The organism is Desulfopila aestuarii DSM 18488 (genome assembly GCF_900143695.1).
Taxonomy (GTDB): Bacteria; Desulfobacterota; Desulfobulbia; order Desulfobulbales; family Desulfocapsaceae; genus Desulfopila; species Desulfopila aestuarii.
In genome coordinates, this window is sequence record NZ_FRFE01000004.1 from 238,897 (window position 1) to 254,229 (window position 15,333).

The window sequence follows — 15,333 nt, forward strand, 5'->3', positions numbered from 1 at the left end:
CCGCAAAGGATATCGCCATGGACAACTATCGAAGCTTTCTTGAACTTTCCGAGGAAGAGCAAGAAGGAAGAGACTTTATTGTCGAAGTACGTCAAACGCCATCTCCTCTTGCCATCATCGCCCCCCATGGAGGCAGGATTGAACCCGGTACATTCACTATTGCTGATGTTATAGCCGGAACAGATTTCGGCTTTTACGGTTTTCGGGGAATAAAACCAATTGGCAACCACAGACTTCATCTGACCAGTAGTCTCTTTGACGATCCCAGGGCACTGGAAGTTATCCATTCCGCTGCCACAGTGATCACGCTTCACGGCTGCCGGGGCAATGAGCCCATGATTTTCCTCGGCGGCCGAAACGAGAGAGTCTTGTTGAGGCTGCTTGACAGTCTCCGGGATACAGGGCTGCCAGTTCAAGAGGCCGTACCTGGTAACCTGCGCGGATGCCACCCGGAAAATCTCTGCAACCGAGGTAAAAGTGGTAAAGGCGTTCAAATGGAACTTTCGCGCGGATTACGCGATTTGCTCATTATACCACTGAACTCAAGTTCCACCCGTCACTCGACTCCCCTTTTTTTTACTCTGGTCAAAACCATCAGAGCAATTCTCAAAGAGATCTCGTTCTCAAACGATGGGTACTGTGGGAATAGCTCACTGAAATAAAAACAAAAATTAGTTGATTGGCGCCAGTCGAACAAGGACATCGACTAACTGGCCTTCACGGTTGACCGTCACCGCCACCTCATCTCCGACCTTAAAAGTATCAAGCACGTCGCGAAGATCGTTATAACTGCGGACTTTTTTACCGGCAATTCCAGTAATGATATCACCCAGTATTATTTCACCACGATATTGGGTAGTCGGCCGTAATCCGGCAATGGCCGCTGGCCCGCTCTCTTCAACATTGAGAATGAGAATCCCGTCGATTCCGAGTCGTTTAGCAACCCGTTCATCGGCTAGACTTGCACCGAGGCCAGGCTTTATCATCCTTCCGTGGCGAATAAGTTGGGGAACAACACGATTTACCTCATCAACCGGCACGGCAAAACCGATGCCTGCGTAGGCTCCTGACGGGCTGTAGATCGCGGTATTAACTCCAATCAGCCGGCCTGCGCTGTCAAGGAGGGGACCGCCTGAGTTGCCTGGATTGATGGCGGCATCCGTTTGAATCACCCCATGAATTGAGCGACCTGTGACACTATTAATCTCTCGATTCAAGGCTGAGATAATCCCTGAGGTGATGGTCTGATCAAGGCCAAAAGGGTTGCCAATGGCAAAGACTTTCTGACCTACCAGCAGATCTTCCGAACGGCCAATTGTGATGGGCCTGAGTTGTTGGGATGGAGCTGTGATCTGCAAAACCGCCAGATCTTTGTCAGGTGCAGCACCAACCAGCACCGCTTTCCACGATGACTGATCGGCCATGGTCACCTGTACCCTGTTGGCATCCTCAATTACATGAAAATTGGTGACGATTCTGCCATCTCTATCCCAGACAAAACCGCTGCCGGTCCCCTGTGGAATCTCCACAGCATTCAATGCGAAAAAACTCCGGCGCAAGGCAATGCTGGTCACATAGACTACTGAAGCAGAATTCTCTCGGAAAATCTCTATGGTGTTCCTCTCATCGGCCGCCAGATCACCTCTGGCGGTTATCGATCGAGGCTCAGCATCCGGATTGAGAATATTCCGCTGAAAAGGATTGAATAACAGCCAGAGACCGATACCAATAAGAAGAAAAACTGCAAAGGGAGAGATTCGTCCAAAAGGATTTTTGCCAGACATATTTCACCTTCATCGTCTGTCGTTAAAGCCAGAGCCTAGAAGAAAATGGCCTTCTACAAATGCAGAAACAGTTTCGCGATGTAGAAATACATCAAGACTCCGAGAATATCGATTGATGTCGTGACGAAAGGGCCGGTGGCTATCGCCGCATCAATATCGAAGCGTTTCAAGACCAACGGAATGAGTGTTCCAAGCGTTGCCGCCATAGTCATACAAAACAATATGGAAAACCCGACAACCAGCCCAAGGCGGGTAGGTTCAGCAAAGCCAAGATAGGCGACCACCCCAAGAAAGAGCCCATACATCACGCCAAGGATCATGCCGACCCGCATTTCTTTGAAAATTATCCGCAGAAAATCGTTGATATTCACCCGGCCAGTGGCAATACCACGGACAATGATGGTCGAAGACTGGGTCGCAATATTCCCCCCCATACCCATAACGATAGGAATAAATGAGGCGAGAGCCAATACCTTGCTGAGTTCTTCTTCAAATGCACCGATAATAAACATGGCCAGGATGCCACCGATCCAGGAAGCAAAGAGCCAAGGGGCTCGTAACATGGCATTTTCTTTTGTCGACTTCAGCAGAATCTCACGATCCTTACCTGCACCGGCCATCTGCAGGAACTCTTCGGTGGCCTCCTCGCGGATAACGTCAATGATATCATCGACCGTGACTATACCAACCAGTTTATAACTCGAGTCGACAACAGGCACAGCCAGGATGTTGTACTGGGAGACAACATGAGCAACCTCACCCTGTTCCGTGTCGGTAGTCACGGAGATGACATTGGTATTCATGATGTTTTTCAGCTGACGATGAGGAGGGTGCATCAACAGTTCACGCAGAGACACTACCCCGGCAAGCTTGTCTTCACCGTGGGTAATATAGAGATAGAATACCATCTCTTTTTCCTCACTGCGTTTTTGAATTGATGCAATGGCCTCGCCGGCACTCAACTCTTCATCAAGACTCATGAAGTCGGTGGACATCAGGCCACCGGCAGTTTCCGGGTCGTACTGGAGAAGCTGTTCTACTTCTTCCCGGTCCTTCTTCTCCATGTGCTCGCGGATATCTTCGGCGACCTCTTCCGGCAGGACTTCGAGGAGATCGACAGCATCATCGGCAGGCATATCCGAGATGATGTCTGCCATCACCTGCCCACTCATCTCACGAACGAGATCAATGACCAGAGCTGAATCGAGTTCGCTTAAAAATTCACCGACCTCATCGGTTCGAGCGATTATATTAAAAACCTTGGTTCGCTCTTCATCATTCAGATGCCTGAAAACCCATGCCATATCTGCAGGATGGGTCTTGGTGATAAGCTTCATCAGGTGCTCATTTGCACCACGTCTATTGAGGCGACGAACCATGTCAAGGATGACTTGACCTTCATTTCCGATGAGTTCGCGTTTACCTTTTTCTTCCATATTCACTACCGGCAGTCAGCGCAGGATGCATAATCCTGCCTTGTTTTCTGATGAATTCGAGGTATATTGGCACAAATTTTATATCGTACAACCATTCACAGGAACTGGTCAATCCATTTTCCGACCCTTGTGACTGTCCTCATGCAATCCTAAAAAAAGATTTACCGTATCACCATGCACCAGTCGCCACCACTCACCCCAGAAGAACTCAACGATCTGTTTCAACAAGCCTGCAAAGACCACCAGCAAGGACATCTCGCCGAAGCAAAGTCAGGCTACATGACCTTGCTCGAATATGTCGACGCGCCCCTCCTCCACTACAACATGGGCCTCGTCCATTTCGAACTTCATGACTTTCAAGATGCGCTTAGCTCTTTTGCAAAAGCTCATGCAGGCAATCCATTCGATTCGGACACATTGTTCAACCTGGCTCTGTGTCAAAGGGAATGCGGGCTGTTTGACGATGCCTGCACTTCGTACCACAAACTGATAGACATAGAGCCGGACCATGTTGATGCCATCTATAATCTGGCCAGCTGTTATCGTGCAACCCGACAGGACGAAATGGCAATTAACCAGTACCGTCAACTTCTCCAACAGCAGCCGGAACATCAATCAGCACTCAGCAATCTTGCCTATATGTATCAACTGACCGGAGATACGGAAAACGCGATCCGCTATTACCGCAGACTATTGGAACTCGACCCCGAACGTGAAAGCGCCAGGCACATGCTGGCTGCACTCTTGGGCGACACGTTTGATGCGCCATCCGAATCCTATGTCCGGGACCTCTTCGACAGCTACTCAGATCATTACGAACAAAGCCTTGTCGTCAATCTTGAATACCACGTCCCCCTCTCATTGCGTGAAGTGCTGGTCAATCTACCAGATTGCCCGCAACATTTTAATGAAGGGATCGACCTTGGCTGCGGGACAGGCTTAAGTGGCGAGTCGTTTCGAGATATTGTCGAGCACCTTGATGGTGTCGATCTTTCAGCAAAAATGATAGCGATTGCTGAGAAAAAGAACATATACCGAGATCTCTATGTTGACAATATCGCCACAGCCTTAACCCGGATTGATCGTCAATACGACTTTGTACTGGCAGCCGATGTTTTCGGCTATCTTGGGGACCTTGCGCCAATCATCATGGAAGTAAGCGGCAAAACGGAGCCCGACACCATTTTCTGCGGTTCTATTGAAGCAGGCGATATAGCGCCCTTCAATCTGCAGCCTTCGGGACGTATTGCTCATAGTCCTGAATACTTTCTCGAACTCGTCAAGAAACACGGCTGGTCTGTGCTCCAGTTTAGCCCCACACAACTTCGCCGGGAAAGGGATGGCTGGATCAAGGGCTTTATCTGGATTCTCCAGAAGCAAAAAGAAGGGAATGCTATTTCAGTCAAGAATTGACGTATTCTGAGCAACAGCACAGATAATGAGGCCGAGCACCATGGCAAACAGACCAAAAGCGCGCAGTTGAGAAACAGGCATCTTACTCAATTTGGCAAGCCATTCCCGCATTGCTTCTGGCGCAGCAACATATGGCATGCCTTCCAACACCAGTACCATTCCAATAAGAAGAACAAGGAGTTTCATGCAAAGCTCTCTACCAGAGTGAAAATAATATTGCAAGTCCAGCGATTGAACAACCGATGAATGATCTTTGCGGAAATCCCTGACGAAGCAATTCAATTGCTTTTTTTTGTTCGAATGAATACAATTCAGCCATCTAATATCGTCTTCGCAAAGCACCTACCGGCTCTCTTGTACATGTTCTTTTTGCCCAGATCCAGGAAGTAATTGTGCCACGATCAGAATTAGCTCCACTCGTGGAAACGATACTTCTTGCACAAAAGCTTAAATAACATCTATAGTGCCGACCGCTTTTAACACATTTTCTTAACTTTCGACAGAATATGACTCAGACCAACACGTCCAGATACAGTGAAGCCGGAGTAGACATTGACAAGGGCAATGCTTTTGTCAAGGAAATCAAAGAGGTGGTAGCCTCAACCCACCGCCCCGGTGTTCTTAATGATATTGGTGGTTTTTCCTCCCTGATCGCCATTGATACCAACAAATATCACCAACCGGTGCTGGTGAATTCAACGGACGGGGTCGGGACTAAACTCGCCATTGCTCATATGTGCAATAAGCATGATACCATCGGTATCGACCTTGTTGCAATGTGTGTCAACGATATCATTGTCGGCGGAGCCACGCCACTCTGTTTTCTTGACTACTTTGCAGTAGGGCGTCTCGATCTTTCAATTGCTACGGAGGTGGTCAAGGGCATTGCCGAAGGTTGTCGCCAGGCAAAATGCTCGCTTGTAGGTGGAGAGACCGCCGAGATGCCCGGCCTTTACAGAAACGACGATTATGATCTGGCCGGTTTTGTCACCGGCATTGTCGAGCGAGACGCTATTATCGACGGCTCAGATGTCCGGGTAGGTGATACTATTATCGGCCTTGCCTCCAGCGGCCTGCATTCAAATGGTTTTTCTCTTGTTCGTAAAATCTGCTTTGAGGAGCAACAGCTCTCCGTCGACCAGTATATCGATGAACTCGGCTGCACCCTTGGCGAAGAGCTTATCAAGCCGACCCGCATTTACGTGCAATCGGTTCTCAACGTTTTAAAGAACTACAAAATTAACGGTATGATCCATAACACCGGCGGTGGATTTATCGACAACATCCCGCGTGTGCTGCCAAAAGGCTATAAAGCGATCATTGACACCAAGGCATGGGAGGCACCGCCAATTTTCCCATTTCTGGCAGACAAGGGCCATGTTCCTGCTGAAGAGATGTACCGCACCTTCAATATGGGTATAGGTTTGATGGCCATTGTTGATCACACGAAAGCCAACGACATTCTCCACCATTTTGCTGCTGTCGGCGAGAAACCCTTCATCATTGGCGAGATTGCCATACGAGAAGAGGAAGATTCCGAGGTCGAGCTCCTCTTCTGATCGTTTCCTCCCAACACAGAATTTATAAAAAAGCCCGAATCGGTCTATTATCCGATTCGGGCTTTTTCCTTTCATTTACAGAGGTAACTTTTAGCGGCCGCAATCCCCATCATCGCCTCGGATTTTTTCAAGGGCATGGGGCAAAACCGGCAACAGCACTTCAAGGTTTTCTTTCACCGCCTTCAAACTTCCAGGCAGATTTACAATCAGAGTTGCCCCGCGAATTCCGACTTTCCCCCGAGATAACATGGCTCGGGACGTTTTTTTCATACTCTCGTACCGCATAGCTTCAGCCATGCCTGGGATCTCTTTTTCAATTACCTGCTGCATCGCCTCAGGTGTCACATCTGTGGGTGCGACACCGGTGCCGCCAGTGGTAACAACAAGTGCAACCTGCTCCTTATCAGCCAACTCAATCAGGGTTTTGGTAATTACCGGGACATTATCCGGAACAATAATGTAGGAAACCTGAATGTAACCTTCGGAGGTAAGAGTCTTGAGTAAATAAGCACCACTGGTGTCCTCACGTTCGCCCCGTGAACCTTTATCGCTCATAGTGACAACAGCGAACGTGAATTTTTCAGTTTTCTGTTCCATGGTCATTCGCTGCTATTCGTCTTCAGCCCGCTCAGCAATAATCTTATCAGCTATATGAGACGGCACCTCTTCGTAGTGGGAGAACTGGTAGGTGAAAGTTCCCAATCCACCGGTCATTGACGTAAGATCGGTTGCATACGAGAGCATTTCCGACTGTGGAACCTGAGCATTGATGATCTCAGAACGCCCATCGGAATCCATCCCCATAACCTTACCACGTCTCGAATTCAGGTCGCCCATGACATCGCCGACATGATCCTTGCCGACTCGAATCTCCATATTCACATGGGGTTCCAGTAAGACCAAACCAGCCTCCTGCGCGCCTTTCTTGAAAGCTAAGGATCCGGCTATCTTGAACGCCATCTCTGAAGAGTCGACGGTGTGATACGAGCCATCAACCAGGGTGATTTTCACATCAATAACAGGATATCCAGCCAAAACACCGCGTTCCATGGCTTCCTGGATACCCTTGTCGACGGCCGGCCTATATTGTTGCGGAATAACTCCACCAACAATCTTATCTACAAACTCATAGCCTCCACCTGGCAAAGGCTCAATCTCTACCCAGCAATCCCCGAATTGACCTCGGCCGCCGCTCTGCTTTTTGTGTTTACCCTGAACCCTGGCACTACCACGGATCGTCTCCATATAGGGCACCTTCGGCTTGGAGAGTTCCATTTCTACCCCAAATTTCCGTTTGATTCTTGAGCCAACTACTTCAAGATGGGTCTGACCCATACCAGAAATAAGGGTTTGCTTGGTCTGCTGCTGCCGTTCCATTTTCAGGGTAAGATCCTCGTCGAGCATCTTGGAGATGGAACCGAACACCTTCTCTTCGTCACCCTTTTTGGCACTGACAGCAAAGGTGATAACGGGAGACAACGGCTTCGTCGGTTCGTATATGATGGGTGAGGCCGCATCGCAAAGGGTATCGCCGGTAGCGGTCTCTTTCAGTTTGGCAACAGCCACAATCATACCGGGTCCAACCTTATCCACTGGTTTCTGTTCTTTGCCTTCCAGGACATAGAGTTGACCGAAACGTTCAGACTCATCCTTGGTAGAGTTGTAGAAATGATCTCCTTGCAGGATACCGCTAAACACCCTGAAGATGGTGAGACGACCGGCATAAGGGTCAGCCATTGTTTTGAAAACCATGGCTGAAAATGGCTGATTTGCATCAGGAATACGCTCGACAGTCTCGCCAGCCTTATTGGTGCCAATCATTACAGGCCGCTCGGCCGGTGACGGCATATATTTATTGATACAGTCAAGCACTGCAGCGGTACCGAGATTCTTGGTTGCGGCACAAACACAGACCGGGGCAATCTCACCTTTGGCCACACCGTTTTTCAGACCGGTAAGCATCTCTTCTTCGGTCAGTTCGCCTTCTTCAAGAAACTTCTCAATCAGATCATCGTCGGTTTCAGCAACACTCTCCATCAAGGCTTCACGATAACCGGCCAGATCATCGACCATATCAGAGGGAACTTCACCCTCGGTAAAAGTGCCTTTATCACCTTCAAACAAATAGGCTTTCCCGCTGATAACATCGACAAAGCCTTTAAAACTGTCTTCAGCACCAATCGGCATGTGAAGGACGGTCGGTGTAATGGGAAGCGACTCGCGCATCTCATCCATGGTTTTGTTGAAATTGGCCCTCTCGCGATCCATCTTATTGACCACGATCATCGTTGGCAGATTTTTTTCCTTTACGATTTCAGCAAATTTGATGGTCTGTCCTTTGACACCAAGTACTGCACCAATGGTAAACACCACACCATCGCAGATATCTGAGGCAAAAACTGTCTCATTTAAGAAGTTGTCATCACCAGGGGTGTCAATGAGATAGACGTCGTGCTTATTCCAGCTGTAATTATGAAAACTGGTATTAATGGAAATATTGCGGCTGATCTCTTCATCTTCATAATCAAGGGCCGAGGTTCCTTCATCAACTTTTCCCAGTCGGTTGATCTTGCCGGCGGTAAACAGCATCGCCTCAGCCAGGGAAGTTTTGCCACAGTTACCATGTCCAATAATTGCGATGTTTCTGACCTTGCTTGTGTCCTGCATATGTATCTCCTCAAAATCGAAGGTTATTCAATGCTCACCAAAACATCCAGAACGCATAATTACACTTTTTCCGCCGATTGCGGGAAACCATACTATGCCTTGCTGGGTGAACTCCACCTCAAACTTTGGCATAATTTGTAAGAACCGGCAGTTCAACATAAACTGCAACCGTTATTGAACGCATCGTTTGCAGCTACCTGTCTTATAGACTCTTCATATATTCAATTTCAAAAGACAAAGTCAAGCATGTTCGACAGAGGGTGAGGCTTTGCGAGGAAATTCGGTTTCATGAACATGAGATTGTTTTATTTTCACATCTATAGCTGGAAAATTTACCTGAGACGGAGTATCTTCCTTTCGGAAAAATTGTGCAACGAATTTCCAGAAGGTTAAATACATTGAAACAATCATCAGGCAACAGCACCACCATCGCCCGCTCTGCAGGGGTTGTCTCCATTGCGGTCATGTGCAGCAGAGTGCTAGGCCTCATTCGCGAGCAGGTCTTCGCTACCCTTTTCGGGGCAGGATTTGCGTACGACGCCTTCGTGGTCGCCTTCAGGATTCCCAACCTTCTCCGCGACCTCTTTGGCGAAGGCGCCCTTTCCGCCGCTTTTGTCACCGTCTTCTCCGATTACGATACGAACAGAACAAAAGAAGAGACCTGGCGACTCGCCTCAAATGTGCTGACCTTCTTTGCAATAGCTTTGAGCCTTATCTCAATTCTGGGCATCTATCTATCCGAGCCGCTCGTTCATCTTCTTGCCCCCGATTATGATCTTATCCCTGGAAAAACAGCACTCACCGTTACCTTGACCAGGATCATGCTACCTTTTCTGGTGGCAATTTCGCTGTCTGCCGTGGTCATGGGGATGCTCAACACCAAGGGAAGGTTTTTCGTGCCTGCCATTGCCTCAAGTTTTTTCAATCTAGGCTCAATTGTGGCGGGAACAGGCCTGGCTTTTCTATTGCCCAGGTATGGTCAACCGGCAATAGCCGGTATGGCGATCGGAACGCTCGTCGGTGGGATTTTGCAATTGGGAATACAGCTGCCGACATTGAGAAAGGTCGGTTTTTCCTATCGGATACGTTTTGACCTGCGGGATAGCGGCCTGATCCGGATTCTCAAACTGATGATCCCGGCGACCATTGGCCTCTCGGCAACCCAGATCAACATTTTCATCAACACGAATTTCGCAGCTTCATGCGTAGAAGGCTCCGTCTCCTGGCTCAATTACGCTTTTAGACTTGTACAGCTACCCATCGGAATCTTTGGTGTGGCACTCTCGATTGCCATGATGCCGCTTTTAGCCAGGCAGGCAGCAGAGAAGAATGTCAGCGAAATGCGGGCAACTCTGGTCTCGTCACTGGTGATGGTGCTGGCCCTCACCATCCCGGCTACTGCCGGCCTTATGCTTTTGGCTGAACCAATCATCAGATTGATTTTTGAGCACGGCGCTTTTACCGCGGCAGACACCCGAGCCACCGCACAAGCTCTGTCGCTTTATTCTGTTGGTCTCTTTGCCTACTCGTCAAACAAGGTCCTGGTCCCGGCTTTTTACGCTCTGAACAAAACCCGTTATCCGGTTATTGCGAGCTTCATAGCCATTGCCACGAACCTGATCTTTATCAACCTGACCATCGACAGGTTCCAGCACATGGCCATTGCGCTGTCGACCTCGCTGACCATGCTGCTGAACTTCCTGTTTTTAACGACTATCCTTTCTTTGAAAATGGATGGATTGCCGTTTGGTTATCTTACCCGCGGGTGCCTGAAAATCACCTTTGCCACAGCCACTATGTCGGCACTGGTATATGCAGGGAACAGCCTTGCCGCTTCCTGGATGACAGGTAATCTTCTCCAGCAGGGGATCTCGCTTTTTACAATTATCTTGCTGGCTGGCATTACCTACATCGTGCTGCTGAATGCCATGCGTCTCTCAGAACTTTCTGAGGTTCTCGCAAAAATAGGCTCTCGACTGAAACGTTAACTGCTTATCCCTTCTCCTCAAGGGCCTTGATCCGCTCCCGCAATTCGGCAAGCTCGCTTCGAAGTGTCTCTATCTCGCTCATTCTCGCAACTTGCATTTTTCCCAACCCTTCCTGTACCAGTTCTTCCACCTTTTTACTCATTTCCTGCTGCGCTTCCTTTGAACGCTGCATGATATCATCGACAAACTGCTCTCCTTCCTCTTTTGACAATTTGCCCTGTTTCATAAAATCCTGGGCCAGTTCTTCCACCTTTTCCTTTGTGAGAGCAGCAAAACCAATACCGGTAAACATCGCTTTCTTGATAAGTTCAATCATGGTTGTCTCCTTTATTGATTTGTTTCATCGTTTTCACATCATCATTATCATGGTTGGTAAACCCTTCAATTACAGATTATCATTTCACTCTCATGAATTTTTTAGACACATATCGGATCGAAAAACAATTCTGAAGGGTCGGTCTGGGTGAAAAACAAAGCGACCCTTCCAACTGCTTCTTCCATATTGTGACTCGTCTGAACAGAAGAAGCAAGTTGATGCCCAAAAGTGAACGATCGTGCAAAATAGTGAATGAACTGTTTGAGCCTCCCGAGCCTACGTTCTGGCCTGAATCTGGCTTCCAGCAATTCTACATACCGATAAAACAGTTGTTCGCGGGATCGTATCTGTCTTTCGTTCTCCATTCCATAAAGAGTGACAGCGATATCCGCAAAAAGCCAGGGATTTTCAAAAGCGCCCCGCCCGATCATCAACCCATCGGCTCCAGAAACCTCCAGACAACGTTTCGCGTCCGTAACGCTGAATATTCCACCATTAGCAAGAACTGGGATATTTACCGCCTTTTTGGCATAGCCAATCCAATCCCATCGCGGTGACCGGCAAAATTTTTCTCCATGCAGCCGGCCATGGACTGTTATCAGATCAACCCCCTCGTATTCAAGCATCTTGCAGAAGTCTATAAACTTTTCTTGATCCAACTTCTGACCGAGACGTATCTTGGCTGTCAATGCCATTTCCGTGGATAAGCGGATTTTTCGTATTATTCTGGCAACCAGTTGTCGATCTTCTGCAAGAAATCCACCGGAACCACTACGTCGCAGTTGCGGAGCCGGGCATCCGAGATTCACGTCAACGCCATCTGCATCCAAGGCTTCAAGTTTAACGATTGCTCCTTCGACCAGGCTCTCATCAGCGAGGAATATCTGGTAAATAAGTGGCTTTTCAATCGGCGATTTCACCAGCATCGGTGAGATTTCCGCATTTTCATGGGGCAAACGTTTGGCGGCCAGCATTTCGGTATAGAGCATTCCTACGCCACCAAGTTCCTGAATAAGCGAGCGCCCGGCGGTGTGTGACAAACCCACCATAGGGGCCAACGCAAGTGGAATAGAGATATTAAGGTTGCGGATTTTCAAGCCGGCAGGACAATGCGGATCGCGACTCATGGGATATCGGCCCCCCGAGACCGCATGCAAAAAGATAAAAATGAGAAATATAACACAGCAGCAGACAGCAGAATTTCAGCCGATCATATCGACAATTTGGCGGACCTCTGCTTGCGATAGCTGTTCAAGCATCCTTACATGCACACGAAACATGTCCTTTTTGTCTCCTGCCGCGTCCATCCCTACAACCATTCCCTCTATAGTCAGGATAGTATCACCGTCAAGCGCGAGCTCAAAACGAACCTGTCGTCCCAATAATAGCCTGGCATTTTCCTTGTTGGCAATGCCGATGCTGTAACAGAACCCGCCTTGAGAAATATCCTGCAATTGACCGACAAATGACCGATGACCTGCCGCGCCATACGCATCAATAAGTGCAGTTCGAATAATCGCTGCGACTGGATATCGGGCAGCCCCCCTGCGATCACCTCCGGACATTTTCAACAGGTCCGGCACAGAGTTTGAGCCTTGACAAAATTTCTGTAAACTTTCGGAGATTCCACGATATTGATTTTCAAGCTCTTGTAAATCCCGTCGTCTCATTGAATGCAACTCGACCGGGGTTCGAGCACGTGCGGTTACCGTCCAAACCGAAATTGAGAAAAATTGTTCCGCACCTAATACCGATCCAGGTTGTAACCGTTTCAGAAAGGTTTTTGCGGGACCTGTTGAGCAGACAAGTGACACGGAACCCGCATTGATAAAATACAGCCGGTCATCGCGTTCACCTTCCCGGGCGATGATTTCATCATCTTGATACTGTTCCGGAACCAGCACTGCATAAAGGGCTTCGAACTCCCGTGCCCCTATTGCGCTACGCAGTGGCTTCCACAGTTCAAAGAAGGTAGCTGGAATTTTGGAATTTCTTTCCCAGTTGATTACTTCATCAGCTTCGATCACCAACTCGACAGCACCGGTATCAGCTCCCAGTATCCGGTCCCGTAACCGTTCAGCTGTAACAAAATCCTTTTCGCGTGCAGCCTCTACACAGTGGAGAAAAAGCTGTTCCGCCGCTTGCTTCCCCTCTCCTTTTTCAAGAAGACGAATAACATCTTTTTCAATTTCCTGAATTTTTCTCTTCGCCTGCCGAATCGCTTCGGGGTCATCGGCAAACCCGACCTGTTCCGTCTCTATCTTCCGATGCCGTCGGTGACGCATCTCCGATTCCATCATCAGCAGGGCATCATCGACCAGATGGAGCAGTTTTCGTGAGCCTACACCGTTATTAAGATAGTCCTTAAATTCGCGAAGTTGAATAAGTGCACGTGTGTCGGGGTAAGGCTGGAGAGCAACCACTATTGAGGAAAGTAGTAAATCATCGGAAAAGTCTCTTCTACTCACCTTTTCATCAAGCAGGGTGAGCAAGGCATCGCGAATAGCAAGGCTATCAAGCTTAGCGAGCTTTTTGACAATGACATTCTTCAAAGTATCATCAACTTGAAACAGTGCCTCGGTCAATCTCTGGACCATGTTTTCTCCACCAAGCTTAAAAACACACTCCACGGCCTCACGCTGAACACGGATATCGGGATGCACGAGGTTGAGTTCCACTAGTGGGTATATTCCGTCATCATGCATCGCAATGAGAATCTGCAGCATGTCACAACGAACATTCCAGCGTGTGTTTTGCTCCATGACCTCTTCAAAAACCCTGAGAGTCATTCGCCCAGCTGATGTGAGAAAATGCATAAGCTGCTGACGTTTTTCCCCTTCATCTTCTGGTTCCAGCAGCTCAAGTGCTTTTGAGATTGCTGGTTTTCCAAGTAACCTCAGGATATTTTCCATGCGCCGAGATTTTTCACCCTGCAGGGTGAACAATTGCTCAAAAAGTATGGTGAGCAATTCCGGAAAGGCAATTTTTTCAATAGTCCTGGCTGCCACACTCCGCATGGACTTTTTCCGTTTGAGCTTACCGGTGTTGATGCCATGGAGCGTCATCAGCACTCGCTCTGCTTCCCTTGGCCTCCCCTCTCTCAGCGTAACAGCACAGATATCCTGCACCTGCCGGCATAGAACCTCATAACCGGGTACAAATTCAGTTTCCTGCTCCAACCAGGCATTAAGAATCTCTGAAAGCACGCAGATGGATTCAACATTTTCAGTAGCAACCACCCGGTCAACGGAAAGCGAGAGTATCATAACCGCGCGTAGCCGCATGGCAGGATCTGGTGAAATACTTGCATCTCCTAGGCATTTGAGTAAATGCTGTGCGGTATCGATTGCATCCTCATCGCCATCATCAGAAAGGTATTCGGGAATTGCAGCCGCAAGCTCATCGTTGAATAAAAGCTCAAGTCTGCCATTGGTCAGCTCCGTAACCCCATGGGCAACCCTTTTCTGCCGACGCATTTCTTCGGCGCTTTTCAAAAGGGCCTGAACCTTTTGCTGCGCCTCAGATTGCAGATCTCTCTCAATATCCATAATGGCGTTCTTCCTGAAACATCGCTAAAGTCTCGAAAACTACGAACCAGCTAAAGATAGCTATAAAATCAGTATGTTAATAAGTTATACCAATGTTGCCTTAGTCTCAAAATCAACCAAGTTTTTTAAAAAAACATATACACCCCTAGTATATATCTTCATTCTCTTAGCATAAAATGGAACGTTTAGCTCATAACTATATCATATTTTTCATAATATCAATATTGAATTGCGCCCACCCGAGCTGAATCAAAAACTATTGATTCACCTTCAATCACTACTATACAACTCTTTTGTTTTCTTCATCATCCATAACGACATTTTTTGCAGTGCCAACACTTTCATGGTAAAGAACAGGTGAAACACACGTGAGAATGCACTGTCGAACAGATCGGCATCTCTATTTCTTGCAACTTCGATCAAATTCGCATAGATTCGGCTCGTTATTTTTTGTCAGACGAATACGACATTGGAAGTGTTGCATTGCACTCTCCGTCGTACTGAATGCATCAGTCGTCTGTTCCGGCTACTTGTGCCGCAAACCTTTTGGTGTGATTGTCATCCCCAGCAGACAGCAAACTGCGGCCCATTTACGTAATTTATTCATCTACTCACCTTTGAG

The 15,333-nt window shown here is 48.1% G+C and carries 12 protein-coding genes; 4 read left to right on the forward strand and 8 right to left on the reverse strand.

The features are described from left to right. Window positions 1–17 precede the first annotated feature (17 nt). Entirely contained in the window at window positions 18–662 is a 645-nt protein-coding gene (locus tag BUF15_RS06075) for a poly-gamma-glutamate hydrolase family protein (RefSeq protein WP_073612568.1), read from the forward strand. Window positions 663–671: 9 nt separating this feature from the next. On the opposite strand, the gene BUF15_RS06080 is transcribed toward BUF15_RS06075, so the two are convergent. Continuing rightward, window positions 672–1,784, reverse strand: coding sequence for a S1C family serine protease (locus BUF15_RS06080; RefSeq protein WP_073612569.1), 1,113 nt, complete (start codon window positions 1,782–1,784; stop codon window positions 672–674). A 53-nt stretch (window positions 1,785–1,837) separates the two neighbouring features. Beyond that, on the reverse strand, window positions 1,838–3,220 hold the full coding sequence (mgtE, locus tag BUF15_RS06085; protein WP_073612570.1) for a magnesium transporter: 1,383 nt from the start codon (window positions 3,218–3,220) through the stop codon (window positions 1,838–1,840). Window positions 3,221–3,394: 174 nt separating this feature from the next. Here mgtE and BUF15_RS06090 point away from each other — a divergent pair, with 174 nt between their 5' ends. Further along, the gene (locus BUF15_RS06090) at window positions 3,395–4,633 is read left to right on the forward strand and encodes a tetratricopeptide repeat protein (protein WP_073612571.1); all 1,239 of its coding nucleotides are present in this window, start codon (window positions 3,395–3,397) and stop codon (window positions 4,631–4,633) included. Here the strand turns inward: BUF15_RS06090 and BUF15_RS06095 are convergent. Further along, the gene (locus tag BUF15_RS06095) at window positions 4,619–4,819 is read right to left on the reverse strand and encodes a DUF2065 domain-containing protein (RefSeq protein WP_073612572.1); all 201 of its coding nucleotides are present in this window, start codon (window positions 4,817–4,819) and stop codon (window positions 4,619–4,621) included. The two genes, BUF15_RS06090 and BUF15_RS06095, sit on opposite strands and share 15 nt — an antisense overlap. Window positions 4,820–5,139: 320 nt before the next feature. Here BUF15_RS06095 and purM point away from each other — a divergent pair, with 320 nt between their 5' ends. Next, window positions 5,140–6,192 carry a phosphoribosylformylglycinamidine cyclo-ligase gene (gene purM / locus BUF15_RS06100; RefSeq protein WP_073612573.1) on the forward strand — a complete coding sequence of 351 codons (1,053 nt, stop codon included), beginning with the start codon at window positions 5,140–5,142 and terminating at the stop codon, window positions 6,190–6,192. Between the two features lie 90 nt (window positions 6,193–6,282). Here the strand turns inward: purM and BUF15_RS06105 are convergent, their stop codons facing one another. Beyond that, window positions 6,283–6,789: a MogA/MoaB family molybdenum cofactor biosynthesis protein gene (locus tag BUF15_RS06105; RefSeq protein WP_073612635.1), complete on the reverse strand. Its 507-nt coding sequence runs from the start codon at window positions 6,787–6,789 to the stop codon at window positions 6,283–6,285. 12 nt (window positions 6,790–6,801) lie between these two features. Continuing rightward, entirely contained in the window at window positions 6,802–8,859 is a 2,058-nt protein-coding gene (fusA, locus tag BUF15_RS06110; protein ID WP_073612574.1) for an elongation factor G, read from the reverse strand. 398 nt (window positions 8,860–9,257) lie between these two features. On the opposite strand from fusA, the gene murJ reads away from it, so the two are divergent. Continuing rightward, window positions 9,258–10,847: a murein biosynthesis integral membrane protein MurJ gene (murJ, locus tag BUF15_RS06115; RefSeq protein ID WP_073612575.1), complete on the forward strand. Its 1,590-nt coding sequence runs from the start codon at window positions 9,258–9,260 to the stop codon at window positions 10,845–10,847. Window positions 10,848–10,851: 4 nt separating this feature from the next. On the opposite strand, the gene BUF15_RS06120 is transcribed toward murJ, so the two are convergent. The 3 genes from BUF15_RS06120 to BUF15_RS06130 form a co-directional block, all read right to left on the reverse strand. Then, on the reverse strand, window positions 10,852–11,163 hold the full coding sequence (locus BUF15_RS06120) for a phasin family protein (RefSeq protein WP_073612576.1): 312 nt from the start codon (window positions 11,161–11,163) through the stop codon (window positions 10,852–10,854). A 101-nt stretch (window positions 11,164–11,264) separates the two neighbouring features. Next, window positions 11,265–12,290: a tRNA dihydrouridine synthase gene (locus tag BUF15_RS06125; protein WP_073612577.1), complete on the reverse strand. Its 1,026-nt coding sequence runs from the start codon at window positions 12,288–12,290 to the stop codon at window positions 11,265–11,267. 75 nt (window positions 12,291–12,365) lie between these two features. Next, window positions 12,366–14,711, reverse strand: a complete 2,346-nt coding sequence (locus BUF15_RS06130; RefSeq protein WP_073612578.1) for a cyclic nucleotide-binding domain-containing protein — start codon at window positions 14,709–14,711, stop codon at window positions 12,366–12,368. Between the last annotated feature and the right edge of the window lie 622 nt (window positions 14,712–15,333).

Coding starts and splice junctions, on each gene's coding strand:
- BUF15_RS06075 (WP_073612568.1), top strand. CDS start 18: ATGGACAACTATCGAAGCTTTCTTGAACTTTCCGAGGAAGAGCAAGAA.
- BUF15_RS06080 (WP_073612569.1), bottom strand. CDS start 1,784: ATGTCTGGCAAAAATCCTTTTGGACGAATCTCTCCCTTTGCAGTTTTT.
- mgtE (WP_073612570.1), bottom strand. CDS start 3,220: ATGGAAGAAAAAGGTAAACGCGAACTCATCGGAAATGAAGGTCAAGTC.
- BUF15_RS06090 (WP_073612571.1), top strand. CDS start 3,395: ATGCACCAGTCGCCACCACTCACCCCAGAAGAACTCAACGATCTGTTT.
- BUF15_RS06095 (WP_073612572.1), bottom strand. CDS start 4,819: ATGAAACTCCTTGTTCTTCTTATTGGAATGGTACTGGTGTTGGAAGGC.
- purM (WP_073612573.1), top strand. CDS start 5,140: ATGACTCAGACCAACACGTCCAGATACAGTGAAGCCGGAGTAGACATT.
- BUF15_RS06105 (WP_073612635.1), bottom strand. CDS start 6,789: ATGGAACAGAAAACTGAAAAATTCACGTTCGCTGTTGTCACTATGAGC.
- fusA (WP_073612574.1), bottom strand. CDS start 8,859: ATGCAGGACACAAGCAAGGTCAGAAACATCGCAATTATTGGACATGGT.
- BUF15_RS06120 (WP_073612576.1), bottom strand. CDS start 11,163: ATGATTGAACTTATCAAGAAAGCGATGTTTACCGGTATTGGTTTTGCT.
- BUF15_RS06125 (WP_073612577.1), bottom strand. CDS start 12,290: ATGAGTCGCGATCCGCATTGTCCTGCCGGCTTGAAAATCCGCAACCTT.
- BUF15_RS06130 (WP_073612578.1), bottom strand. CDS start 14,711: ATGGATATTGAGAGAGATCTGCAATCTGAGGCGCAGCAAAAGGTTCAG.